Annotated in this window: 22 protein-coding genes; 12 read left to right on the top strand and 10 right to left on the bottom strand. The window is 47.6% G+C overall.

Going from position 1 to position 23,877, the window contains the following annotated elements:
* Positions 1–104: 104 nt before the first annotated feature.
* Both BW947_RS08980 and BW947_RS08975 read right to left on the bottom strand, forming a co-directional pair.
* Positions 105–812 carry an SDR family oxidoreductase gene (locus tag BW947_RS08980; RefSeq protein ID WP_076498676.1) on the bottom strand — a complete coding sequence of 236 codons (708 nt, stop codon included), beginning with the start codon at positions 810–812 and terminating at the stop codon, positions 105–107.
* 111 nt (positions 813–923) lie between these two features.
* Positions 924–2,480, bottom strand: a complete 1,557-nt coding sequence (locus tag BW947_RS08975; RefSeq protein WP_076498674.1) for a cryptochrome/photolyase family protein — start codon at positions 2,478–2,480, stop codon at positions 924–926.
* 575 nt (positions 2,481–3,055) lie between these two features.
* Between BW947_RS08975 and BW947_RS08965 the strand changes: the two genes are divergently transcribed.
* Positions 3,056–3,724 (top strand): hypothetical protein, encoded by a 669-nt coding sequence (locus BW947_RS08965; RefSeq protein ID WP_143562222.1) that lies wholly within the window; start codon positions 3,056–3,058, stop codon positions 3,722–3,724.
* Between the two features lie 389 nt (positions 3,725–4,113).
* Here BW947_RS08965 and fre read toward each other — a convergent pair whose 3' ends face one another.
* Both fre and ubiD read right to left on the bottom strand, forming a co-directional pair.
* A complete protein-coding gene (fre, locus tag BW947_RS08960; RefSeq protein WP_076498668.1) occupies positions 4,114–4,824 on the bottom strand; it encodes an NAD(P)H-flavin reductase in 711 nt (236 codons plus the stop codon).
* Positions 4,825–4,935: 111 nt separating this feature from the next.
* Positions 4,936–6,417, bottom strand: coding sequence for a 4-hydroxy-3-polyprenylbenzoate decarboxylase (ubiD, locus tag BW947_RS08955; protein WP_076498666.1), 1,482 nt, complete (start codon positions 6,415–6,417; stop codon positions 4,936–4,938).
* Positions 6,418–6,576: 159 nt separating this feature from the next.
* Here ubiD and BW947_RS08950 point away from each other — a divergent pair, with 159 nt between their 5' ends.
* A complete protein-coding gene (locus tag BW947_RS08950) occupies positions 6,577–7,368 on the top strand; it encodes a hypothetical protein (RefSeq protein ID WP_076498663.1) in 792 nt (263 codons plus the stop codon).
* A 140-nt stretch (positions 7,369–7,508) separates the two neighbouring features.
* Entirely contained in the window at positions 7,509–8,750 is a 1,242-nt protein-coding gene (locus BW947_RS08945) for an MFS transporter (RefSeq protein WP_076498661.1), read from the top strand.
* Positions 8,751–8,836: 86 nt separating this feature from the next.
* On the opposite strand, the gene BW947_RS08940 is transcribed toward BW947_RS08945, so the two are convergent.
* From BW947_RS08940 to arfB, 4 genes are all read right to left on the bottom strand, one after another.
* Positions 8,837–9,514 (bottom strand): SDR family NAD(P)-dependent oxidoreductase, encoded by a 678-nt coding sequence (locus BW947_RS08940; protein ID WP_076499052.1) that lies wholly within the window; start codon positions 9,512–9,514, stop codon positions 8,837–8,839.
* Positions 9,515–9,602: 88 nt separating this feature from the next.
* Positions 9,603–10,082, bottom strand: coding sequence for an acetyl-CoA carboxylase biotin carboxyl carrier protein (gene accB / locus BW947_RS08935; protein WP_076498659.1), 480 nt, complete (start codon positions 10,080–10,082; stop codon positions 9,603–9,605).
* Positions 10,083–10,118: 36 nt separating this feature from the next.
* Positions 10,119–10,559: a type II 3-dehydroquinate dehydratase gene (gene aroQ, locus BW947_RS08930; protein WP_076498656.1), complete on the bottom strand. Its 441-nt coding sequence runs from the start codon at positions 10,557–10,559 to the stop codon at positions 10,119–10,121.
* Positions 10,560–10,779: 220 nt separating this feature from the next.
* Complete coding sequence (gene arfB / locus BW947_RS08925; RefSeq protein ID WP_076498654.1) at positions 10,780–11,196, bottom strand: alternative ribosome rescue aminoacyl-tRNA hydrolase ArfB; 417 nt, start codon at positions 11,194–11,196, stop codon at positions 10,780–10,782.
* A gap of 151 nt (positions 11,197–11,347) precedes the next feature.
* On the opposite strand from arfB, the gene BW947_RS08920 reads away from it, so the two are divergent.
* From BW947_RS08920 to BW947_RS08890, 7 genes are all read left to right on the top strand, one after another.
* The gene (locus BW947_RS08920) at positions 11,348–11,713 is read left to right on the top strand and encodes a SpoIIAA family protein (RefSeq protein ID WP_076498652.1); all 366 of its coding nucleotides are present in this window, start codon (positions 11,348–11,350) and stop codon (positions 11,711–11,713) included.
* 36 nt (positions 11,714–11,749) lie between these two features.
* Entirely contained in the window at positions 11,750–11,959 is a 210-nt protein-coding gene (locus BW947_RS08915) for a DUF3012 domain-containing protein (protein ID WP_076498649.1), read from the top strand.
* Between the two features lie 223 nt (positions 11,960–12,182).
* Positions 12,183–12,626, top strand: coding sequence for a hypothetical protein (locus BW947_RS08910; protein WP_076499051.1), 444 nt, complete (start codon positions 12,183–12,185; stop codon positions 12,624–12,626).
* A 328-nt stretch (positions 12,627–12,954) separates the two neighbouring features.
* The gene (locus BW947_RS08905; protein WP_076498646.1) at positions 12,955–14,433 is read left to right on the top strand and encodes a TolC family protein; all 1,479 of its coding nucleotides are present in this window, start codon (positions 12,955–12,957) and stop codon (positions 14,431–14,433) included.
* A gap of 10 nt (positions 14,434–14,443) precedes the next feature.
* Positions 14,444–15,715 carry an efflux RND transporter periplasmic adaptor subunit gene (locus BW947_RS08900; RefSeq protein ID WP_076498643.1) on the top strand — a complete coding sequence of 424 codons (1,272 nt, stop codon included), beginning with the start codon at positions 14,444–14,446 and terminating at the stop codon, positions 15,713–15,715.
* 30 nt (positions 15,716–15,745) lie between these two features.
* Entirely contained in the window at positions 15,746–18,952 is a 3,207-nt protein-coding gene (locus tag BW947_RS08895; protein ID WP_076498640.1) for an efflux RND transporter permease subunit, read from the top strand.
* A gap of 171 nt (positions 18,953–19,123) precedes the next feature.
* Positions 19,124–19,447 carry an antibiotic biosynthesis monooxygenase family protein gene (locus BW947_RS08890; RefSeq protein ID WP_076498637.1) on the top strand — a complete coding sequence of 108 codons (324 nt, stop codon included), beginning with the start codon at positions 19,124–19,126 and terminating at the stop codon, positions 19,445–19,447.
* Positions 19,448–19,518: 71 nt separating this feature from the next.
* On the opposite strand, the gene mscL is transcribed toward BW947_RS08890, so the two are convergent.
* Complete coding sequence (mscL, locus tag BW947_RS08885; RefSeq protein ID WP_076498634.1) at positions 19,519–19,929, bottom strand: large-conductance mechanosensitive channel protein MscL; 411 nt, start codon at positions 19,927–19,929, stop codon at positions 19,519–19,521.
* Positions 19,930–20,122: 193 nt separating this feature from the next.
* Positions 20,123–21,067, bottom strand: a complete 945-nt coding sequence (locus tag BW947_RS08880) for a LysR family transcriptional regulator (protein WP_076498632.1) — start codon at positions 21,065–21,067, stop codon at positions 20,123–20,125.
* Between the two features lie 94 nt (positions 21,068–21,161).
* On the opposite strand from BW947_RS08880, the gene BW947_RS08875 reads away from it, so the two are divergent.
* Together BW947_RS08875 and BW947_RS08870 are read left to right on the top strand one after the other, a co-directional pair.
* Positions 21,162–22,220: an HlyD family secretion protein gene (locus tag BW947_RS08875; protein WP_076498629.1), complete on the top strand. Its 1,059-nt coding sequence runs from the start codon at positions 21,162–21,164 to the stop codon at positions 22,218–22,220.
* Between the two features lies 1 nt (position 22,221).
* Positions 22,222–23,826 (top strand): DHA2 family efflux MFS transporter permease subunit, encoded by a 1,605-nt coding sequence (locus tag BW947_RS08870; RefSeq protein WP_076498626.1) that lies wholly within the window; start codon positions 22,222–22,224, stop codon positions 23,824–23,826.
* Positions 23,827–23,877: the final 51 nt, after the last annotated feature.

The following is a 23,877-nucleotide window of genomic DNA, read 5'->3' as shown; positions in this document are numbered from 1 at the left end:
CAACGGTTTGAGCAAGATTTTGATTACCATAATGCCGCATGCTAGCGTTAGTGCGTTAAGTTGCATGTGATGGGTAAGCTGCAACTGAACATTGCGGCTATGGTTTACCAAGGTAGCAGTGCGCCATCGTAGGCTAAAAAACTTCCCGTTTGTGCCGGCGTGGCATTGGCGATAATGGGCAATAAGCAATTAGCGACATATTGCGGGGTAAACAGTTTGTCTTTAGGTACGCTTTGCTGAAAGGGTTGGGATAGTGGCGTGTCTGTCGTGCCCGGATGCAGCGCCAATACCACGCAGTGTTTCATTGTTCGCTGCCATTCAATTGATAGTGTTTTTAAAAACATATTCAACGCTGCTTTTGAGGCACGATAGCTGTACCAACCACCTAATCTATTATCGCTAATGCTGCCGACTTTCGCCGATATCACGATAAATCTTGCCGAGACACTTTGTTTTAATGCATGGCTAAAGTGTTTGGCTAACATCACACTGGGCAGCATATTAAGGCTAATATTGTGCTGTAAAAAGTCGATATCGACTGACTGTAGATTCTTTTCTGGCCCTTTATCTTGGGTGTGCAGAATGCCGATACAGTTAATAATCCAATCTAATTCAGTTAGTTGTTCACTAAGCTGCTTAATCTCGGCCTCGCTGGTTACATCCAGTGGATGCCAGTTAACTACACCTTGCATGTCTGTTGGACGGTTTTGCCTATAGGTCGCGTGCAAGGTAGCCGTTGGATATGCCACTTGGACTTGTTTAACCATAGCTTGACCAATGCCGCCATTGCCACCCACGATCAATATCTTCATTTAAAATGCTCCATTACCAACGCCTCATTAGCGAATATTTATCACCGAGCTTTAAGTGCTGAACTTTATATGGCAGAGCTTTAATCACTGAACTTTGATACAAGCTCATCACTACAACTTGTCCAAATGAGCGAGATTATATTCGGCGGTAGCTAATATGGCGTGCCGTACGGATTCGTCCATTTTGTCCCATGTGTTGTACAGCATGCCAATTCTTGGATTTTGTGACAGCCTCGCGCGGTGTTTGTCCATAAAACGCCAGTAAAAACTATTGAACGGACAGGCCATGTTCCCGCTGCGTTCTTTTATTTTGTAATGACAACCGCTGCAGTAGTCGCTCATCTTATTGATGTAAGAACCGCTAGCCGCATAGGGCTTAGTGCCCACAATACCGCCGTCGGCAAACAATGCCATACCACGAGTATTAGGCATTTCAACCCATTCGATAGCATCCACGTACACACCTAAATACCACTCATCGACTTGATTTGGGTCGATTTCGGTCAATAAACAAAAATTACCAATCACCATTAAACGTTGAATGTGGTGGGCGTAGGCAAAGTCTAATGATTGGGATAATGCTTGCCGCATGCAGTTCATTTTAGTGTCGCCATGCCAAAAATAATCGGGCAGCGTCATGGTTGCATTGAGGGCATTAATACTGGCGTACTGCGGCATATTGGCCCAGTAAATACCGCGAACATATTCTCGCCAACCTAATATCTGCCGTACAAAGCCTTCAACTTGGGCGATATCAATCTCAGCATTTGTTTGATAACTGTCGATGGCCGCATTAATGACTTCTAACGGGCTGATTAATTTACTGTTAAGGCTGAAAGATAGCCGACTATGGTACAGGCTCCACTTAGCTGGATGTTGCTGCGTCATGGCATCTTGGAAGCGACCAAAAGAAGGTAAGCAAACCTGACAAAAATACGTCAGTAGCTTAAGGCTTTGCTCGCGATTTATCGGCCACAACAAAGGGGCATCAATATGGCCCATGGTCGGAATGTGGTGACGCTCAAGCCTAGCGAGAATATCCGTTACATCGAAGCTAAATATCAATGGCTCAGGCAAGGTTTTAATATCCTGAGTTTTTAGTTTTTGACGGTTGCTAGCATCAAAGTTCCATTGTCCACCCAAGGGTTTACCTTCATGCATAAGGATATTGAAGCGTTTACGCATGCGGCGATAAAAGTGCTCCATCATAATGTGCTTGCCGACGGGAAACTGGTTATCGATTTCATCAAACGGCAATAGAAAGTGCTCAGTATCGACACAGTTCACCACGGCAGCGTTAAGCTTAAGTTGGCTCAATTGCTCAAGCAAACGGTATTCATCTGGCCTTTGGCATTCAAACTTAAGCGCGCCAACTTGTGTCACTTGATGTTGAATTAGCCCCAGTAGATCGCTATAGCCTTGGGTGTTATTGAAGGTGCCATCATGGGTTAAATAAAGCACTTGATGCCCTTGCGCGCGCAGCGCTTGGGCAAATTGCGCCATTGCCGCAAAAAAGGCACATATTTTTTGCACATGATGGGTCACATAAGTGTTTTCTTGGTGCAGTTCTGCAATCACATACAGCACGTGATCATCAACACGGTTAAACCAAGAATGCTGCGCATTGAGTTGATCGCCTAAAATTAACCGCACTGTTTGGAATTGCATTGAGTGGACTCTGATTAACGATATTTGCAATTGAAGATTACGGTGATACGAGTGCTTGGGATCAATCTGAAGATAGCTTTACGAGGACGTTTTATGGCTGCGATTTTGGATTGGTTAACTTATTAGAACACTTAAGCAGGTTAAATTATTTCAAAATCAAAATCAAAGTCGTGGGGCTTCACCCCACACCCGACCAAGAGGGGATCAACAGCAATTCCCTCTTGGATCTCCCTTGCCGCCCCTAACGGAGTTGAAATCCCCTTGGCCATTTAGCGTCCTTATGCTATCGCGTCAGACGCTCGTCCCTGATTCGACTGACGCTATCTCGGCATCCACGCCTCGCTCACGCAGCGAACGCAAATGCCCTGCGGCAACTCCGAGGGGAAGGTGAACTCCTTCAGCTTTTGTGTTGTTTGCAAGTCATGCAAAGCAAACCGAGTAATGCTTACTACCACTTTTAGATATTTAACAATATGGCTCGTTAAATTGCTCATTCAAGCCATATTAGCCAGAGTAGGTTGTAGGCAAACTGAAAGTGCATTATGTTGTTGATCTAAAATGGATGGCCGGATTTTGTGTTTGGTATGATTAGAAGAATAGTAATTCGTATACAAGAATTTTGTAGTGATTTAATGGGGCCAGTACTTGTAGGGGTGATGGTTGGGTGGGTTACTTTTGGGCTTATATTTATCTTGAAGTCTACAAACAAGTTAGATTATGGCCTAGTAACTAATATGGTTATTGCATGTGCAACTATTGTCGCTGTATTAGTTCATATCAGTGGCCTTAATGCTCAAGAAAGGGCTAGGAGCTGGGAGATACGTAAAAATTTAATCTTCGATCTATTGCTGAATATATCTGAAGTGCTAAATCTCAATGATAAGTTTATGAATTTACACTTTAGCCTGGAACGTACTGATGACTATGATGACTATGATGACTATGATGAAAAGGCAATTTCAGCGTTGAAATTCGAAGCGAAAAATGTGGGCTCGAAGTGGCGACAGTGTAAAGAAAGTATGAATAATCATATGTTTACTCTAAAAAATGTATATAAACCAATTCTTCCCAATGAAGTAATCGAGTTGATAGGCCAATTAGAGTCTAATATGGATGAGTTAAGTCGGGAGGCACGACAAGAGTGGGCCGAATTTGAATATTTAGTTGAAGCTGAAAGGCAAATGCTAAATGAATTGCGCACAAAGCTTTTTGAATTTGTGGAGTCAGCATCAGGTTTGAAATAGCAGGTCCTTGCGTGAGTCTCGGCATGGATGGCGAACTAGCTTTCGCAGGTGTATGGCGAATGAAAATCAGTGATTTTCGAGAAAGATAGAACAGGCATAACTCTTTTGGGATTAACAGCCGACGCTGAGACCACAGTAGTTCAGAGTTGTCGAAGGACATTTGCGTTCGTTGCGTGAGCGAGGCATGGATGCCCCACGACGTTGACTTTGATTTAAAATAACAAACAAAGTTTGGGTATGTAGAATTTCTTGGTTGTCAGGCCGTATTCACAGTAAGCTACGGCGTGACGTATAAAACAAAACCCCAGTGAAAACTGGGGTTTATTATTTGAGCCTATGCTGGCAAAGGTTTGCTAACCAAGGCCAAACACAGCTAACAAATCAATGCGTTATTTGATAAACGCGAACGCATCACCGTAGAGATGCGCTTCCTCTACACCAATCTCGCGGAAGATTTCCCGTGCCGCACCTACCATATCGAAACGGCCGGCGATGTAGATGTCGTAGCCATTTAAGCTGACAAAATCTTGTTTGATTTGCGCTAACAGATTGGCAGTTTTACCTTGCCAATTAGCGGGGGCTTCTTCGATGACAGGGATAAAGTGCAACCAAGGATGAGCGTCGTGCCACTCGCGAGCGATGGTTTCAAAGTACATGGCATCTTGGGTGCGACAACCCCAATACAGCATGGTTTCAACCTGTTGGTCTAGGGCAATTTGTTGCTCGACGATACTCTTAATGTAAGAAAACCCAGTGCCACCGGCGATTAACAGGCGAGGGCGTAGGCTGTCGTGGCGCAGGTGGGCATCGCCGCCGGGGGCTTCGATGTCGATAGTGCTGCCGTCAATGGCGCAGGCTTTTAAGTGCTCAACCACTTGCATTGGGTAGCTTTCACTTACAGCGGCGCCAATGTGCAGTTCGATGAACTCGGCGTTGGGGGCTGACGCGATAGAGAAGGGGCGTTTATCTTTTTCGCCCATGACAACACATAGGTATTGCCCCGCTTGAAAATCGAAGGCGGTTTCTGGCTTTAACAATACTTGATATACGGCATCGTTAAATGGGCTGACTTTCTCTATCTTACAACGTATGGTTTTCATCAAACTTCCTTTGCACCTTGCTTCAATGTTGTTGACTAGGTGGCGCTTAGCGGCCGATTATTGGCCTATTTTCTTGGCTTAAGGGTTACTTGAGCAACGGCTTAAGTTGAATTATAGGGTTGGGCTGTCGTCTATGCCTAACTCATCCCAGATTGAGTCGATCTTTTGTTTTACTTTGGGGTCCATCACAATGGGCGTGCCCCATTCACGGTTGGTTTCGCCTTCCCACTTGTTGGTGGCATCTAAGCCCATTTTTGAGCCTAAACCGGCAACGGGTGAAGCAAAATCAAGGTAATCAATCGGAGTGTTCTCGATCATCACAGTATCGCGTTTAGGATCCATGCGGGTGGTGATTGCCCAGATCACATCTTGCCAGTCGCGGCAGTTCACATCTTCATCGACGATAACAATAAACTTGGTGTACATAAATTGGCGTAGGAAAGACCATGCGCCCATCATCACCCGTTTGGCGTGTCCCGGATATTGTTTGCGAATCGAGATCACTGCCATACGGTATGAACAACCTTCTGGCGGTAGATAAAAATCAACAATTTCAGGATATTGCTTACGTAAAATTGGCACAAACACTTCGTTTAACGCCACCCCAAGCATAGCAGGCTCATCGGGTGGACGGCCTGTGTAGGTGCTGTGGTAGATAGCATCTTTACGGTGAGTAATGTGGGTCACGGTAAATACCGGAAACTTATCGGTTTCGTTGTAGTAACCCGTGTGATCGCCGTAGGGGCCTTCTTCGGCTAGTTCCTCAGGATCGATATAACCTTCGAGGATGATTTCGCTGGTGGCTGGCACTTCTAAGTCACAACTTAATGCTTTGCAAACTTCGGTACGTTCACCGCGCAACAAACCGGCAAAAGCGTATTCGCTCATAGAGTCGGGGACTGGGGTCACGGCGCCTAAAATGGTCACAGGATCGGCGCCAAGAGCGACCACAACCGGATAACGCTCACCGGGGAATTGTTGTTTAAAATCAGCAAAATCGAGCGCGCCGCCACGGTGGGATAACCAGCGCATAATCAGCTTGTTTTTACCGAGTAACTGCTGGCGATAAATGCCTAAATTTTGGCGACTCTTGCGTGGACCCTTAGTGATGGTTAAGCCCCAGGTCACTAATGGCGCAACGTCGCCAGGCCAGCAATGCTGAATGGGTAACTGGGTTAAATCGACCTCATCACCGGTTTTAACGATTTGTTGGCAAGGGGGATTACGAACCGTTTTTGGCGGCATATTCAAGGCTTGCTTGAACATGGGGATCTTAGCGATCGCGTCTTTAAAACCCCGTGGTGGCTCGGGTTCTTTTAAAAATGCTAACAGCTCACCCACTTCGCGCAGCGCTAAGGGGTCATCTTTGCCGAGCGCCATTGCCACCCGTTTGGGCGTACCGAACAGGTTAACCAACACCGGCATTGAGTGATTTTTGGGATTTTCAAACAACAGCGCAGGGCCTTTGGCGCGTAATACGCGATCGGCGATCTCTGTCATCTCTAAATGAGGATCAACTGGATAGCGAATACGTTTGAGTTCGCCGTTGGCTTCTAAGTGATCAATAAAGCTGCGTAAATCCTTAAAACTCATGTGGAAATAGCCTCTGCAGTGAAAATCCATGTGGCGCGCACTATAACATTTTTATGTTTTAGGGTTAACCAATTCAGTGATCTTCAGACTTAGGAAGCGTAAAATGATTATCAGTAAGTCACGATTTATCTCGCTTACGCCCTTTATTTCGAGGTTTATATGAATATTTCTACAGGTTTTTCTCACGAAAAGTGTGTTCAAAGTCAATCAGCTAGCGTGTATAAACGGCCGCTAACATGCTTGGTTATGTCGCTGGCTGTAGGAATATCGCTCTTGAGCGTGCTGGGTGTGTCGACTGCCGCAGTTGCCGCCAATAGAAGCTATTCGGAGCAATGCGGTCATCGCGATAGCCATAGTCGTGGCGCCAGTCATTACAACAATCGCTATGACAATCGTTACGCGCACGCCGTTAATCAGCGTTACTATCGTCCCTATTATCGACCTTATTACCCATGGGGTTTAGGTTTAGGATTTGCAACGGGCTGGGGTTCTGGCTGGAATGTCGGTTATGGCGTGAACACAAATTGGAATAATGATTGGGGCTGGAATTCGCGCGCTTATGCACGTAATTACTGGAACTCGCCTTATTCTGGCATAGGCTTATCGATCCCTATGCGCGACGACGAACCTGTGGCTATATCTGAACCAGTGCGTGTTACTACCAGCATGCAGTATTCCGCAAGTGAAGGCCGCATGGTATCGAGTATGCCAACAAGCGTGCCTGCAAACCCGACGGCACCAACGGTGCAGAGTTATAGTGACAATGCAGACGGCGTTACAGCAGGTAATAATGCCGCAACGCCCCGTCAGCGCGTGGCGCACAGTGTGTCGAGTTTGCCGAGTAATGCCAAAGTTGTGCAGCAGGATGGCCGAACACTTTACGAGTGGCAAGGCGCACTTTATGCCTACGATTGGAATAGTCAAACCTATCAGGAGCAGTTAGGTAGGTAGGCTTACATCACTGAGTGGCTGAAACAGTGATTTAAAAATTGGAGCCCCATTGTGGGCTCCAATTTATTTTTAACCTTTTAATTTTTTATTTATTCCAAGTTCAGGTTAGTTGTCACTTTATAACATAGCGGAGAAGACGTTTGAGTACTGTTCGAAAACAAGTAGTTCAAAATCAGCATAAAGGCGCCAGCATATTTTGGGTGATACTTGCCTTAGCGCTCGGGACATTTGCTTTAGGCACCACAGAGTTTGCTTCCATGACCTTAGTGCCTTACATCGCCAGTGATTTAGGGGTTGATGTTGCTCAAGTGAGCTATGCCATTAGCGCCTATGCACTGGGAGTTGTGATCGGTTCACCCATTATTATGGTGCTAGCGGTGAGAGTCAGGCGACGGACATTACTGATTGCTTTAGCGACTTTAATGGCGTTAGCCAATGGTTTAAGTGCGTTAGCGCCCTCATTGAATTGGTTAATCTTTTTCAGATTTTTGAGTGGCTTGCCCCATGGTGCTTATTTTGGTGTTGCTATGTTACTGGCCGCTTCTTTAGTGCCGCCAGAAATGAAGGCGCGGGCGGTATCGCGGGTATTTATTGGGTTGACGCTGGCAACGATTATCGGTGTACCATTTGCAACTTGGATGGGACAAACAGTAGGTTGGCGTTCGGGTATTGGGATTGTGGCGATACTCGCGACGATTACCGCGCTAATGGTGTATTTTTTAGCGCCTAATCAAGCAGTAGCGGATAATGCTAGCCCTAAAAAGGAGTTACAAACCCTTAAAAATCGTGAAGTGTGGTTAACACTAGGGATCGCCGCTATTGGCTTTGGCGGTATTTTTTGCGTGTATACCTATCTGGCCGAAACCTTAATCCAAGTGACGCAAGTTGAACCCTTCAAAATACCTATCATGATGGCGGTATTTGGTATTGGCGCGACGCTCGGCACTTTAGTCTGTGGTTGGGCTGCGGATAAATCAGCCTTAGCGGCGGCATTTTGGTCGTTAGTATTAAGCACAGTAGTATTGGCCATTTATCCGAGTGTCACGGGCAATTATTGGGCGTTAATCCCTGTGGTATTTTTCATCGGTTGTGGCTTAGGGTTGGCGACGATAGTACAGGCTAGATTAATGGATGTGGCACCCGATGGGCAGACTATGACAGGTGCTTTAGTGCAATGCGCCTTTAATCTTGCTAATGCGATTGGCCCTTGGGTCGGTAGTCTAGTGATTTTGTCGGGACAAGGTATTGCAGCCACAGGATATGCTGCGGCATTGTTATCTTTAGGTGGTCTGGTGATGTGGTGGTTGACCCACAGAGAAAGCCGCCGAGCGGTTAGCTTAAAGGTAAATTTGAACCCAAGCCCTGCGAAGTGTAGTGACTAGGGAGCATGGGCTGAGTTCTAAGATTCGAGGTGCAGCATGTTATCTTGCATCTCGAATCTATCATTGCATTATCCTCTTGGTTTTCGCTAACCCCTTTGTATGGTGATATCGGCGATATAACCATGTTGGGTGGCGATTAATGCTTGTTTAAGCATGCCTGCCGCTTCATCGGCCGACATAAAATTTGTGGTATCTAATGTTTTACCGCTACTTGGCCAAAAGCCGGTGTCCATACCGCCGGGATACACGGCAATCAACTTCATTGGGCTTTGTTTAAGCTCTAATCGTACCGACTCAACAAATCCTCGCACCGCCCATTTTGCCGCGCAGTAAGTTGACTCACCCGCCTTGGCTGCGAGCGCAGCGGTGGACATGACGATGACTACAGTGACCGCTTGATCTTTATAGCGTTTAACTAACTCGCGCACTAACAAAATGGTTGAGGTAACATTGTTATTGAGTAGGCTTTGAATATCGCGTACGCCTTGGGTTTCAATCGCGCCAAAATAGCCGCTGCCCGCACAATGGATAACGGTTTTTGGTGTCGCAGTAAGACCATCAAATAGCGCTTCGAGGCTTGTTTCACTGGTGAGATCGGCAGCGATCGCAGTAATAGAGTGTGTGGAAAATGGCGTTAATGTATTAGCAACAGTATACAAACGCTCGGTATTGCGGCCTGTGAGTGTAAGTGGTTCATTCTCTTTGGCGTAGAGTGATGCTAGCGCCGCGCCTAAACCACTGCTGGCGCCGGTAATTAATATCATAGTGACCTCGGTTAATACTGCCTTTGCTTGAAAATTGCAGCTTAAACTCAGCTCAGCGGTGCGCTTCAATTCATGCTAAGACGAGCGGTTAGATTAAGCTAAATAGCGGTTGATCAAATACGATTTCATCACCGTCTTTTGCCCAAATAGCGCGGATTACGCCATCGCGTTCAGCCTGAATCGGATTCATCATTCGCATCGCTTCGATAATGCAAATCACCTCACCTTGGCTAACCCTTTGGCCCACTTTTACCAGCGGCACATCATCGAGTTCTGCCGCCGCATAAAAAGTACCGACCATGGGCGATACTTGCACAAAACCTTCGGTATTTGGCGGGCTTGATACCTGTGAAACCACACTTGATGAAACATTATACTGGTTAGTCATCTTTGCCTGTGGGCTTATCGGCGCTGCGGATATCGATGGCTGCGTGGAAATAGTCGCTGGCATAGGGCTATAGCGGGTGATACGAATCGACTCTTCGCCTTCGGTTATCGCCAGCTCTGCGATATCCGATTCTTGGACTAATTCAATGAGCTTTTTAATTTTACGAAGATCCATTGCCATTGTTTTGCCCTTGCAAAGTACGCTATTGAATAGGATTTATTGTGGTTGATTTAATCGCTTAACGGCGGCTGCGAGTGCAAACTCATAACCCTGTGCGCCAAAGCCGCAGATCACGCCTATTGCCTTATCGGAAAAATAAGAATGCTGGCGAAAGGCCTCACGGGCATGCACATTAGATAAATGCACTTCATAAAAAGGAATATCGACCCCAAGTAAGGCATCACGCAGCGCAACGCTGGCATGAGTAAAAGCGGCGGGGTTGATAATAATCAGTTGTGCATCAGTCGCATGAATCGCATTGATAAGCTCAAACTCGGCATTGGACTGAATATGTTCCAGCTCGACTCCAGCTTGTTTTGCATGCTGGTGTAGCTCTGTCACTATGCTAGCTAAGGTTTGATGACCGTAAACGCTGGGCTCACGGCGGCCTAGAAGGTTCAGATTAGGGCCATTGACGAGTAAAATTTTGTGACTCATTGCGCTTTCCTTTACCTAGTGCCTTGGATTAAAGCTGGGAGGCATTTTTTAGTTTTGTAGATAGGTCACTAACTTAACCTGTTCAAATCTATTTTGCATTATCTGTTAATCGATTATGTGTGAGCCGATTATGCCATTAAAATTTTGCGCCATTATTGGCCGATTTTAACTGCGGCCTCATGCTTAGCTAAAGTAGTCGCGCTACTCATTCTGATTAAAGCTAATAATCAGTCTTTTGCTGACGCATGGCTTTAGTCGCGCCTTTTTGTTTTTTTGTGTCTAAGCGCCGAGTTTGGCTGCCCTTAGTGGCGCGGGTCGGGATACGCTTTTTTTGTACTTCACCGACACTCGCCACTAAGGCAATAAATTGTTCTAAAGCTGTCTGGCGGTTGGAGTCTTGGCTACGACTGGCTTGGCATTTTATAATAATTTTGCCGCTTTTAGTGATGCGGTGATCCGCCTTATTGAGCAAGCGTTCTTGATAGAATTCAGGTAATGATGAGTTTTTAATATCGAAAATCAGCTGTGCGGCGGTGGAGACTTTATTTAAGTGCTGGCCACCCGCGCCACTTGAGCGGATAAATTGCCACTCGATTTCATTTTCCTGAAGTTCCACACGGTTTGAGATTGTTATCATGGCAAACTTAGGCTTCTTTCAGCGTAGATTGAGAAGTCATCAATAACTGCTTATCGCTTTCCAATAGATTTGTTATCATCGGCGCATTATTTTTCAAGGCATGGACCAAGATCTGTGCTTGCGAAAAGTGTTCTCGATTCGGAGTGCCTCTATGTTATGCCAAATCCCCGATATTGCTAAGGGTGTTATCAGTCTTTTTGCCAGTGGTCGATTGTCTTCCTCCGATTATCGTACTCGTTTACAGCCGGTGATTAAAAGTTATCGTGAAGATTGGGGGCAGGTCTGTCTGTATATTGAGGCCGATGTACTGCTCGAAGGCTGGGAATTTGAGTCACTGACAGGTAGTGGTGAAGTCCAGTTACCGAATTTTGAAGCCTTAGTGTTTGTGGGCGGCCCTGATTGGGTAGGAAATGCGGTGCGCTTACTCGGGCCTTTTATGCAGGGCGAAGTGGCTTGGTTTCCACTCGAACAGAAAGCCAAAGCGATTGCTTGGATCACTAAGCGTTCGAATATTTAATGGTCTAATTTAGGCCATATTTACAAGGAATTAAGTATGTCATTATTGAAATCGGGCTCTGTTTCTTCGCTGACAGTTTCTAAGGTCAGTGCGATTGCGTTAGTGTTGGCATTTACCGCTGGACTGAGTGCCTGCGCGCCAGAAGTGGGCAGTGATGCTTGGTGTAAACAGATGAAAAATAAGCCGTCTGGCGATTGGACTGCTAACGAAGCCGCTGATTATGCTAAGCACTGTGTATTTAAATAAGTGCTGTGCATTTAAATAAGCACTGAGTGTTTAAGTCAGCGTTAGCCTTTAGAGATCACAGCTTGAAAGACTTTGCTTGCGAGCTGTGAACTTATGTTTATCATACGGGTCAGATGTTCCGTTATCCGTTATCCGTTATCCGTTATCCGTTATCCGTTATCCGTTATCCGTTATTTGCTATAGGTGATATTTGAATTCTACCGCTAAGCCATTTTTTACTCGAATGGTGACCCTACTGATAGCCATTATCGTGCTGCAATTTGCTGGCGCGAATATGGGTGCGCATCAGTTACATGCGGGCAATGGTGCGGAAGAAGCTGAGAATCATCCCCATCTGCAATTTAGCGCTCAAGTGACCACTTTGGCCCAATGTGTCGATTGCGTTTGTCCAAGCGAGCAAGCCTTAGGCTTTGCGGACTCCACGGGTGTCACCAGTCATCACGCGGGTGAAAACCAAAGCAGCGGATTGCATTCCCACTTAGTGAAAACCACTGAAATACAAGATTTTGACCTATGCCTCGACTGCCAATGCCATGGCGGTCATGTGGCGTTGTTATCTCAGGCAGTGAGTCAGCCTGTACAGGCGTTAGAAAGCGTCTATCTGCCTACCGATGTATCCTATTTCCCGCCTGAAAATTTACCTAAATACCGCCCTCCTATCGCTTAATTCTCCAATATTCGGCTTATTTCTCGGCCTAGGACGATTGATTCATCTGATTGGATCTCATTCTATTTTGCCGCGTGATAAGTCCGTTATGTTCATCCCCCAAAAGATACGCTTGAACTGATGCTCGCAGCGTTAACTGTTGGAGCCGTCATTGGCTTTTTAGCCGTTACTGTATTGCTTGGCGGGATGATTCGATCGGCGCTTATTTGCCATGCCCAGAACGATATGATTGCTTTGCATTGAGCTATGTAAATGAAGCTCACATCTAGCCGTTTCGCTTTGGGCGCAAAAGTCAGCCGATCCACATTCGATATTGTTAGGATTTGCGATGAAAAAAACGATTCTCGCCCGTACTTTAGTTTGTCTGTTTAGATCGGGCTTGTTTAGCTGCGGATTAGTATTGGCCGCCGGATTGGTAGCCTTTGCCCTCGCGGCAGAAAATGATTCTCTTGAAGTCAACGTCCTTGAAGTCAAGGTCCTTGAAACCAAAGCCTCTGAGGCTAATGCCCCTGAAATCAATGCCTCTGAAGTTGAGGCATTTAAGGCGCAATCACTGGGTTTACCCGCCAAAGAAACCGACACGGCACATGTCAACTTTGGCCAATGGTTGCCTGAGTTACTTACACAGTTCAATCAGTTACCTGAAGTTCAGGTGCAACTAGTAAGGCAGCAACAAGCCAAACTGGCCATTCAGGCGGCAGATCGCGCTGTGTATAACCCAGAACTTGGGCTTAATTATCAAAATGCTGATACAGATGCTTATAGCTTAGGGCTGAGTCAAACCCTCGATTGGGGTGACAAGCGCGGCGTGGCGACACAGCGTGCCGAGCTTGAAGCGCAAATCCTTTTAGCAGACATAGGGTTAGAGCGTAGCCAAATGTTGGCCGAACGCTTACTGGCCTTGGCAGAACAGGCGCAAAGCCGTAAGGCGCTGACCTTTGCCGAGCAGCAATTAAGGTTTACCAAGGCGCAGCTCAATATTGCTGAGCAGCGATTGGCGGCGGGGGATTTGTCTAACGTCGAGCTGCAATTGATACAACTCGAAGTCGCCTCTAATACTGCCGACTACGCCTTAGCCGAGCAGGTGGCCTTAGTGGCCGATGGCAAAGTAATTGAATTACTTGGGGATAATAATTTCGCTTTTAGTGAGTTTATCAAAGAGATCCATTTCTTTGTGACTCAGGCTAAGCAAGCGCCAGCGGCCGAGTTGGGCACCTCTACATCAGCCTTGCCAGCACTGGCGAGTGCTTATCAGCAAGTGCTGCTCGCCAGAGTTAATGTCATGCAAGTCAAAGCGGAAGCTTCGGCTGACCCGACTATTAGCCTAGGCGCTGAAAAGGAAGGCACGGACAATAAGCTCGGTGTCGGCGTGTCGATTCCTCTACAAGTTCGCAATAACTACAGTGAGTTACAGGCAGTGGCCGATAAGGGCATCGCTATCGCGGAGCAAGGCTATCTTGCCCGTGAGCGAGTGCTTACCGCTAAGCAGAAACAATTCCTCTATGCGTTACCGCGTTTACTTGAACGTTACCAAGACTGGCGTGAGTTAGTGCAAGTGTCAGGTGCTAAAGCCGCTAAATCCTTAAGCCAACAATGGCAGGCGGGGGATGTGAGTACTAGCGAGTACTTACAGAGCCGTCGTCAGTTAGCCGCCAGTTATTTGGTGGGCTTAAACCTAGAAACGGCTATCTATCAAAGTTGGTTAACTTGGATGGGCGAAAGCGGCCAGCTTATGCCTTTTATCGAAAAGCTCAACTCAGTCCCTTCGATAACATCTAATACCACCGCACGCACAGTAAACCCATGAGGTCACAATAATGAATTCAAATACTCACCACGAAAATGTCCTTCAACTGGATGCTGTAACGACGTCTGAAAAGCGTCGGTTTAACCTATCAAAAATTGCGCTCGCATTATTCGTGCTGAGCACGCTGGCATTTCTCGCTCAGCCCGTATTGGCTGGCGGTGATCACGCTCCTGTCGTTAAGGAAAGCGGGGATTCGGTAACGCAAACGGCGCCGACGGATGCACACGGCGAACAGGCGTTGAAATTGACCGAAGCGCAGCAAGCCTTGGCGGGGATTAGCTTGTTACCTTTGTCGAGCGATAGCTTGAACCTCGCCAATTTGAATCTCGATATTAGGGCGACGGCAACCTTAGTGGTGGATCGCGATAGAACTGCCACCCTTGCACCACAGCTCGATGTGCGCGTGTTGGCGCGCCACGTGGTGCCGGGACAAGAAGTCAAAAAAGGTGAGCCTTTACTGACCTTGGGCGGCTCAGCCGTTGCGCAGGCACAGGCGGATTACATCAATGCCGCTGCCGAATGGAGCCGAGTTAAGCGCATGAGCGAAGGCGCCGTGAGTGTCAGCCGCCGTATGCAGGCGCAGGTGGATGCCGAACTTAAACGCGCGATTTTAGAGGCGATTAAGATGACGTCAACACAAATTCGCGCACTGGAATTGACGCCCGAAGCCATCGGCAGTTATCAACTTTTAGCGCCGATTGACGGACGAGTGCAGCAAGATATCGCCATGTTAGGCCAAGTATTTAGTGCGGGCACGCCGTTAATGCAGCTGACCGACGAGTCTTATTTATGGGTTGAGGCGCAGTTAACGCCCACCCAAACCGCGCATATCACTGTCGGCAGTGCGGCCTTAGTGCAAGTGGAGGATAAAACGCTGGCGGGCAAGATCATAGGCCGCTCCCATGAACTCGATAGCGTGACGCGCACCGAGCAAGTGCTGGTGAGTATGCCCAATCCTGATCATGTGCTGCATGCGGGGCAATTTGCCGAACTCTACTTTGCCAATACTGTCGCCAACTCTGCTGATAAGGCTGGTGGAATCGTGTTGCCCGATGCGGCGCTCACCCGCAGCGGCGATGGCGACTGGCAGATTTTTATTCAAGATGAAGATGGCTTCGAGTCCATTGAGGTAGAAGTGGTGCAGCGTCAGCGCGGCTTGAGTTTAGTGCGCGGCGCTGAGCTTGAAAAAGCCCAGCAGGCAAAGCTCAAGGTGGTGGTGGCTGGTGCATTTTTCTTGGCGTCCGAGCAGGCGAAAGCAGGCTTTGATATCCATAACCATTAATGTCGCCACTGAACGCTTGAGGAATTTTCTATGTTGCAAAAGTTAATCGAAGCCGCGATTAAAAATCGGCTGTTAGTGGTGTTGGCCTTGTTCGCCATGATAGTGGCAAGCGTGGTGATGCTGCCTAAATTGAATCTCGATGCCTTTCCCGATGTGACTAACGTACAAGTGACCATCAATACTGCGGCCGAAGGGTTAGCCGCAGAAGAGGTGGAAAAACTCATCAGTTATCCGGTGGAATCGGCCATGTACGCCTTGCCGGCGGTGACAGAGGTACGTTCCTTGTCGCGCACTGGCTTGTCGATTGTGACTGTGGTATTTGCCGAAGGGACGGATATTTACTTCGCCCGTCAGCAAGTGTTTGAGCAGTTGCAAGCGGCGCGGGAGATGATCCCAAGCGGCGTCGGTGTGCCCGAGATCGGCCCGAATACTTCGGGATTAGGACAGATTTATCAGTACATTCTGCGCGCTGAACCTAGCTCAGGTATTGATGCCGCCGAGCTGCGCAGTTTGAACGATTACCTTGTGAAACTTATCATGATGCCCGTTGGCGGCGTGACTGAAGTCTTGTCTTTTGGTGGCGATGTGCGCCAATACCAAGTGCAGGTAGACCCGAATAAACTGCGCGCCTATGGCTTGTCGATGGCGCAAGTTACCGAGGCATTAGAGAGCAATAACCGCAACGCTGGCGGTTGGTTTATGGACCAAGGCCAAGAGCAACTTGTGGTACGCGGCTACGGCATGTTGCCCGCAGGAGAACAAGGCTTAGCGGCGATAGCGCAGATCCCGCTTACGGAGGATAAAGGCACGCCCGTGCGGGTGGGCGATATCGCTCAGGTGGATTTTGGCAGTGAAATCCGTGTTGGCGCTGTGACTATGACGCGCCGCGATGAGGCTGGCAACGTACAAAACCTCGGCGAAGTGGTGGCGGGGGTCGTGCTTAAACGCATGGGCGCCAACACTAAAGCGACTATCGATGATATCGGCGCGCGGGTGAGTCTTATCGAGCAGGCCTTGCCCGATGGCGTGTCTTTTGAAGTGTTTTACGATCAAGCGGAACTGGTCGATAAGGCCGTGACCACAGTGCGCGATGCGTTGTTAATGGCCTTTGTGTTTATCGTAGTGATCTTGGCGCTGTTCCTCGTCAATATCCGTGCGACCTTGCTGGTGCTCTTGTCTATTCCTGTGTCTATCGGACTCGCGCTCATGGTGATGTCCTACTATGGATTGTCGGCAAACCTGATGTCGCTCGGTGGTTTAGCGGTGGCGATTGGTATGTTAGTCGATGGTTCTGTGGTGATGGTGGAGAACATTTTCAAACACTTAACTCAGCCGGATCGTCGACATTTGTTGGAGGCGAGAACGCGCGCCGATGGTGAGGCAGACCCATATCATAGCGATGATGACGGTGGTCAGCAGGCCAATATGGCTGTGCGCATCATGCTCGCGGCCAAAGAGGTGTGTAGCCCAATCTTCTTTGCGACGGCGATCATCATAGTGGTATTTGCGCCCTTGTTTGCCCTCGAAGGCGTTGAAGGCAAGCTGTTCCAGCCGATGGCGGTCAGTATCATTCTGGCTATGATATCAGCGCTGCTGGTGGCCTTGATTGCCGTGCCAGCCCTTGCTGTGTATCTGTTCAAGCGGGGTGTGGTACTCAAACAAAGCGTGGTCTTAGCGCCGCTGGATGCCGCTTATCGTAAGCTACTGACGGCAACACTTGCTAGGCCAAAGGTAGTGATGCTCAGTGCCTTATTGATGTTTGCTTTAAGTTTATTGTTACTGCCAAGGCTTGGCACTGAATTTGTGCCCGAGCTGGAGGAAGGCACGATTAACCTCAGGGTCACGCTGGCACCAACCGCGAGTTTGGGCACGTCTTTAGCGGTCGCGCCCAAGCTTGAAGCTATCTTGCTGGAGTTTCCCGAGGTGGAATATGCCCTGAGCCGCATTGGTGCGCCTGAGCTTGGTGGCGATCCTGAGCCTGTGAGTAATATCGAGGTTTATATTGGACTTAAGCCAATATCTGAATGGCAATCGGCAAGCTCGCGCTTAGAGCTGCAACGCCTGATGGAGGAAAAACTCAGTGTGTTCCCCGGACTCTTGCTGACTTTCTCGCAACCGATTGCGACTCGGGTAGATGAATTGCTCTCGGGGGTAAAAGCCCAGTTAGCGATCAAAATCTTCGGCCCAGATTTAGCAGTATTGTCACAGAAAGGCCAAGCGCTCACCGATCTTGTCGCGAAAATTCCCGGTGCCGTGGATGTCTCATTAGAGCAAGTGAGTGGAGAAGCGCAATTGGTTGTGCGGCCAAAACGCGAGTTATTGGCACGCTACGGCATTAGTGTCGATCAAGTGATGAGCCTTGTCAGCCAAGGCATTGGCGGCGGGAGTGCAGGTCAAGTGATCGACGGCAACGCTAGATACGACATCAATGTGCGCCTCGCGGCCGAGTTTCGCACTAGTCCTGATGCGATTAAGGACTTGTTACTCAGCGGCACGAATGGCGCCACTGTGCGCTTAGGCGAAGTCGCCAGCGTCGAAGTGGAAATGGCGCCGCCAAATATTCGCCGTGACGATGTGCAGCGCCGTGTTGTAGTGCAGGCCAACGTGGCGGGACGCGATATGGGCTCTGTGGTGAAAGACATTTATGCTTTAGTGCCACAGGCGGGTTTACCCGCGGGATATACAGTGATCATTGGCGGCCAGTATGAGAATCAGCAGCGGGCGCAGCAAAAGCTGATGCTAGTGGTGCCGATTTCTATCGCCTTGATTGCCTTGCTGTTGTACTTCTCCTTTGGGTCATTCAAGCAAGTGTTACTCATCATGGCGAACGTGCCCTTAGCCTTGATTGGCGGCATAGTGGCCCTGTATGTCAGTGGCACTTATTTGTCAGTGCCTAGCTCAATTGGTTTTATCACCTTATTTGGAGTGGCCGTGCTCAACGGCGTGGTGCTGGTAGATTCGATTAATCAGCGCAGGCAAAGCGGCGAAGCTCTTTATGATTGTGTTTATGAGGGCACGGTTGGGCGTTTGCGCCCTGTGTTGATGACGGCATTGACCTCAGCCTTAGGCTTGATCCCGATTTTATTGTCATCGGGGGTTGGCAGTGAGATCCAAAAGCCGCTGGCAGTGGTGATTATCGGTGGCTTGTTTAGCTCGACGGCGCTGACCTTGCTGGTCTTGCCGACCTTATATCGCTGGCTATATCGTGGCGACAAGCGCATCGATGAACTCGATTAACCTCAGATAAGCCGTTATCGTGGGCAATAACTTGTTATATTTCGGGTTATTGCCCACATTTTAGACAGAGTTATCACATTGACTAAAAGTCTAAAAATCAGCGAGCTATCGCGCCGTGGTTAGGCTAATCTTAAAGTCGACATTTAAGGACGTTAATTTCTGGAGAGCGTTATGATCGCTGTAATTTTTGAAGTCATCCCTACCAAAGAAGGGAAGGATGAGTATCTGCACGTGGCGGCTGAAATGCGCCAATATTTAGAAGGCCGCAAGGGATTAATTTCGATCGAACGTTTTCAGAGTTTAACTGACGATGGCAAAGTGCTGAGTCTGTCGTTTTGGGAAGACCAAGCGTCTATTACCCAGTGGCGTAATCAAATGGCACACAGCATTGCTGAGCAAGCGGGCATAATGCCTTGCTTGTTTAACTCTTACCGTATTCGTGTTGCCGAAGTGGTACAAGATTACAGTGAAACGATACACATTGAAGCTGAGTAATTGCGTATCTAACGGGCATAAAAAAACCATCGAAATCGATGGTTTTTTTATATCAGCGTTAAGATTGTAGATTATTTTTCTTGCTGAGCTTTCAGTAAGTCACGGATTTCAGACAGTAACTCTTGCTCTTTGGTTGGTGCTGGCGGTGCAGTAGGCGCCGCTTCTTCTTTGCGCTTTAAGCGGTTAATCGCTTTAACACCCATGAAAATGGCGAAGGCGATAATCGTAAAGTCGATAATAGTTTGAATAAATTTACCATAAGCAATAACAACTGATGGTGCATCACCTTGAGCGGCCTGCAGCACTATGCTCAAATCGCTAAAATTAACCCCGCCTAGGATAATACCAATCGGTGGCATGATGATATCGGCTACAAAAGACGACACGATTTTTCCGAATGCGGCACCAATGATAATACCTACAGCCATGTCGATAACATTGCCGCGTGACGCAAAAGCCTTGAACTCTTTAAGTAAGCTCATCGGTGTTTCTCCAAAATTAAGATTAAATGTTAAATGTTATTATAAAAACTGTATCTGCAAAGCCGAATAAATTTTGCTGTTTGCTACCTTAGTAAGCTTATAGTGGCTTGTGGATTAAGGCAATTATGAGCTTGAGCTATTCCGTGTTTTAAAGCCCGAAAAGTTATAATTGTTACCAATAACGGTTAAGTTTTTACATGCTAGCATCGGTTTGGCCGATAAAATCGGGTACCTCTAATACTTGTGATCCCCAACGCTTAAATAAAGCAGCATAGATAAATTCAATAAAGACGCGGTATTTTCGCGGTAAATATGCCCGTTGTGGGTAGCTGAGCACGACCTTAGTTTGGACCATAGGATAGTCATCAAGTAGCGGGATTAAGTAGCCTTTTTCTAATGCGACTTGAGCGATGATTGAGGGCACAGCAGTTATCCCCAGCCCTGCGATGGCGGCCTCGCGGGCTAGAGTGACATTGTTGACCGTCAGTTGCGTCATGGGCTCAGCAATAATCCAACTTTTACCATCGAATAACTTCCATGCTCCTTCAATGTGCGCCGACTGCAAACGGATAGCTTTATGCAGGGTTAAGTCCTGTGGCACTTTGGGGGTGCCGTGCTGGGCTAAATAAGCTGGGCTTGCCATGAGTGATTTATGGGCATTAACTAAGGCATAGCTTTGCAGGCGCGTATCGCTTGAATCGGCAATTTGAAATAACAAATCGATACCTTCTTCTATTGCATCGACTTTACGATTTGTCAGCTCGGCGTCTATAGTAATATCAGGATAACGTGTTAAAAACTGGGCGAAAATTGGCCCTAAAAACAGTTGACCTAACTCAATCGGGCAGACAATTTTAAGATTACCTTTGATCAATTTTTGTTGGTCGCTGAGTTGATGTTCGGCGCTTTGCAAATCGGTAAGGATCTTATTAATACGATTGTAATAACTTGAACCCGCCTCGGTGAGTTTTAGGGCTCTAGTAGTACGAAATAGCAGTTGTGTACCAGTATCGGCCTCGAGTTCAGCAATTTTACGACTGACGGTAGCTTTAGTGATCCCAAGGGCCTTTGCGGCGCCAGTAAAGCTGCCTTGCTCGACCACTTGAGCGAAAATTTGCACACGATTGAGGTCTATCATTGTTACACCTGTGAAACAGTGAGTTGATTTCTTACTGACTAATAAACTTAGTGAGACAGTAGTACACTAGATATCACTAATCAAGGAGCCATTCATGTCCAAAAGTAAACTCATTATCGCCGCCCCACTATTACTTGTCGCAGTTGCGGCGTGCGGTTATTACTGGTGGACACAGGTTCGTTTTCTTGAAACCACAGATAACGCCTATGTCGATGCGGATATTTCCCATGTTAGTGTGAAAGTGCCTGGTTACGTGGTGTTAAGTGGCGTAACCGATAACCAACATGTGCGAAAGGGTGAGCTATTAGCGCAGCTCGAAGATAACCAATTTACTGCTAAAGTGAGCCAGGCCGAAGCATCACTTGCCAGTTCAAAGGCGGACCTGCAAACCTTAGCTGCTAAGGTTGAGCTGCAACGTGCGTTAATCACCCAAGCCAGTGCGGGTGTTGTGGCAGCTCAGTCCGATAAAATACGGGCACAGCAACAATTGAGCCGTTCGCAAAAGCTTAAAATCAGTAATTACAGCTCCCAAGATGATGTTGACCAGCTGCAAGCCGGATTTGATTCTGCTGCTGCCCGCCTCGATGAAGCTAAAGCCGTGCTGGTGGCAAAACAACGTGAGTTAGCGGTTTTTAATGCCCAGTTAAATCAAGTGGACTCTGTGGTTGAACAGGCTAATGCCACCTTAGAACTGGCGAAAATCCAATTAAATGATACTCGCATTACCGCGCCATTTTCTGGGGTGATTGGTAAACGTGGCGCTATGGTGGGGCAATATGTGCAGCCCGGCCAAGCACTGTATAGTTTGGTTCCGGATGGGGTTGTGTGGATCACGGCGAATTTTAAAGAGACCCAAATCCAACATATGCAAGCAGGGCAGTCGGTACAGGTCAGTCTTGATGCGTTTCCTGATAAAACCTTCATCGGTGTTATCGACAGTCTGTCACCAGCATCCGGCTCCAAATTTAGTTTATTGCCAGCAGAAAACGCCACCGGTAACTTTACTAAAATCGTGCAACGTATTCCTGTGCGTATTCGCTTAGACTTGTCTGCGGAAGAAACGCATGTGCTACCGGGGTTAAGTGCGGTCGTGAAAGTGGATACGGCGTCAGGCCCAGTTACATCGGCAATCGCTACAAATACAGGTCGTTAAAATGAGCGCTACTGGCTCTATCGCTGCGCCTGTTGATATACCTAAGCCTGTTGATTATGAGCGCGGTAGTCGCCGCTCATGGATTGCTGTATTTGGTGGTTTGATTGGCGCCTTTATGGCGATCCTCGATATCCAAATTACCAACGCATCGTTGAAGGAAATTCAAGGCAGCCTAGGCGCAACACTCGAAGAAGGCAGTTGGATTTCAACCGCGTATCTGGTGGCTGAAATGATTGCTATCCCGCTCTCGGGTTGGCTCAGTACTGGATTGTCGGTCAGACGTTATTTACTGTGGACTACCGCCGCTTTTATTTTTGCTTCAATTTTATGCTCTTTAGCGTGGAATTTAGAGGCGATGATCGCCTTTCGGGCGCTGCAAGGTTTCTTTGGTGGCGCGCTTATTCCGCTGGCTTTTAGGCTGATTCTGGAGTTTTTACCCGATAACAAACGTGCCGTCGGCATGGCGTTATTTGGTGTTACCGCTACCTTTGCCCCTTCAATCGGCCCGACCTTAGGCGGGTGGTTGACCGAGCAATTTAGCTGGCATTATCTGTTTTATATCAACGTGCCACCAGGTTTGTTGGTGATGGCGATGTTGGCCTACGGTTTAGAAAAAAAATCGGTTGTTTGGGATAAACTGAAAAATGTCGATTTAGCGGGCATCGTCACTATGGCATTAGGCATGGGTTGCCTTGAAGTAGTGCTCGAAGAAGGTAACCGTAAAGACTGGTTTGGCTCGGAGCTTATTCGTAATTTAACGATTATTGCCGCTATTAATATAGTGTTGTTTGTGTGGATCCAGCTAAGGCGTAAAGAGCCATTAGTCAATTTGCGTCTACTCGGTAAGCGTGACTTTTTGCTCTCCACCGTGGCCTATTTTTTACTTGGTACGGCACTGTTTGGTGCTATCTATTTAATCCCGCTGTATCTATCGCAAGTGCATGATTACACCCCGTTAGAAATCGGTGGCGTAATTATGTGGATGGGATTTCCGCAGTTATTAGTCTTGCCCTTAGTGCCCAAATTAATGGAGCGTTTCGATAGCCGTTATCTTGCCGCGTTTGGTTTTTTAATGTTCGCCATTAGCTATTACATGAATAGTCAGATGACCGCAGATTATGCCGGCCCGCAGATGATCGCCTCGCAAATAGTACGAGCTCTGGGCCAGCCGTTTATCTTAGTGCCGATTGGGATGCTCGCGACCATGCATTTAAAACCCCATGAAAATGCCTCGGCATCAACGGTATTAAATGTGATGCGTAACTTAGGTGGCGCTTTTGGTATTGCGTTAGTTGCGACCCTGTCTGATACCTTGTCGCGCGCACATTTGGCGCATATTAAAGAATCTTTACCCGCAGTGAGCACACAAGCGCAGGATTATTTAGCTCAAAGCGCTAGTATGTTGCAAGCGGGAGGTTCAGACCCTTACACTGCGGCTTTACAAGCAAAAGCCTTATTAGCTAAAACCATGAGCCAGCAAGCCTATATTCAGGCCTATAACGATGTGTTCTATATTATGGGCGCGCTATTACTCATTGCCGTATTTGCGGTATTGCTCATTCGTAAACCCACAGAACCTGCATCCCACGATGCTATGGTCGAATAAAGACGAAGTTGTTAGTTGATCTTGTTGAATAGCATAAATCCCCCAAATTTA

This window comes from Shewanella morhuae (genome assembly GCF_900156405.1).
Lineage (GTDB): Bacteria > Pseudomonadota > Gammaproteobacteria > Enterobacterales > Shewanellaceae > Shewanella > Shewanella morhuae.
The sequence above is the reverse complement of the archived record's forward strand: the minus strand, read 5'-3'. Positions and strand labels throughout refer to the sequence as shown.

Bases quoted from the DNA above. Each gene is read 5' to 3' on its own strand.
- BW947_RS08890 (WP_076498637.1), top strand. From the start codon at position 19,124: ATGATCGCTGTAATTTTTGAAGTCATCCCTACCAAAGAAGGGAAGGAT.
- BW947_RS08875 (WP_076498629.1), top strand. From the start codon at position 21,162: ATGTCCAAAAGTAAACTCATTATCGCCGCCCCACTATTACTTGTCGCA.
- BW947_RS08950 (WP_076498663.1), top strand. From the start codon at position 6,577: ATGAATATTTCTACAGGTTTTTCTCACGAAAAGTGTGTTCAAAGTCAA.
- BW947_RS08915 (WP_076498649.1), top strand. From the start codon at position 11,750: ATGTCATTATTGAAATCGGGCTCTGTTTCTTCGCTGACAGTTTCTAAG.
- fre (WP_076498668.1), bottom strand. From the start codon at position 4,824: ATGAAAACCATACGTTGTAAGATAGAGAAAGTCAGCCCATTTAACGAT.
- BW947_RS08900 (WP_076498643.1), top strand. From the start codon at position 14,444: ATGAATTCAAATACTCACCACGAAAATGTCCTTCAACTGGATGCTGTA.
- BW947_RS08920 (WP_076498652.1), top strand. From the start codon at position 11,348: ATGTTATGCCAAATCCCCGATATTGCTAAGGGTGTTATCAGTCTTTTT.
- BW947_RS08880 (WP_076498632.1), bottom strand. From the start codon at position 21,067: ATGATAGACCTCAATCGTGTGCAAATTTTCGCTCAAGTGGTCGAGCAA.
- aroQ (WP_076498656.1), bottom strand. From the start codon at position 10,559: ATGAGTCACAAAATTTTACTCGTCAATGGCCCTAATCTGAACCTTCTA.
- BW947_RS08940 (WP_076499052.1), bottom strand. From the start codon at position 9,514: ATGATATTAATTACCGGCGCCAGCAGTGGTTTAGGCGCGGCGCTAGCA.
- accB (WP_076498659.1), bottom strand. From the start codon at position 10,082: ATGGCAATGGATCTTCGTAAAATTAAAAAGCTCATTGAATTAGTCCAA.
- BW947_RS08895 (WP_076498640.1), top strand. From the start codon at position 15,746: ATGTTGCAAAAGTTAATCGAAGCCGCGATTAAAAATCGGCTGTTAGTG.
- arfB (WP_076498654.1), bottom strand. From the start codon at position 11,196: ATGATAACAATCTCAAACCGTGTGGAACTTCAGGAAAATGAAATCGAG.
- BW947_RS08870 (WP_076498626.1), top strand. From the start codon at position 22,222: ATGAGCGCTACTGGCTCTATCGCTGCGCCTGTTGATATACCTAAGCCT.
- BW947_RS08975 (WP_076498674.1), bottom strand. From the start codon at position 2,480: ATGCAATTCCAAACAGTGCGGTTAATTTTAGGCGATCAACTCAATGCG.
- ubiD (WP_076498666.1), bottom strand. From the start codon at position 6,417: ATGAGTTTTAAGGATTTACGCAGCTTTATTGATCACTTAGAAGCCAAC.
- BW947_RS08910 (WP_076499051.1), top strand. From the start codon at position 12,183: ATGGTGACCCTACTGATAGCCATTATCGTGCTGCAATTTGCTGGCGCG.
- BW947_RS08905 (WP_076498646.1), top strand. From the start codon at position 12,955: ATGAAAAAAACGATTCTCGCCCGTACTTTAGTTTGTCTGTTTAGATCG.
- BW947_RS08980 (WP_076498676.1), bottom strand. From the start codon at position 812: ATGAAGATATTGATCGTGGGTGGCAATGGCGGCATTGGTCAAGCTATG.
- mscL (WP_076498634.1), bottom strand. From the start codon at position 19,929: ATGAGCTTACTTAAAGAGTTCAAGGCTTTTGCGTCACGCGGCAATGTT.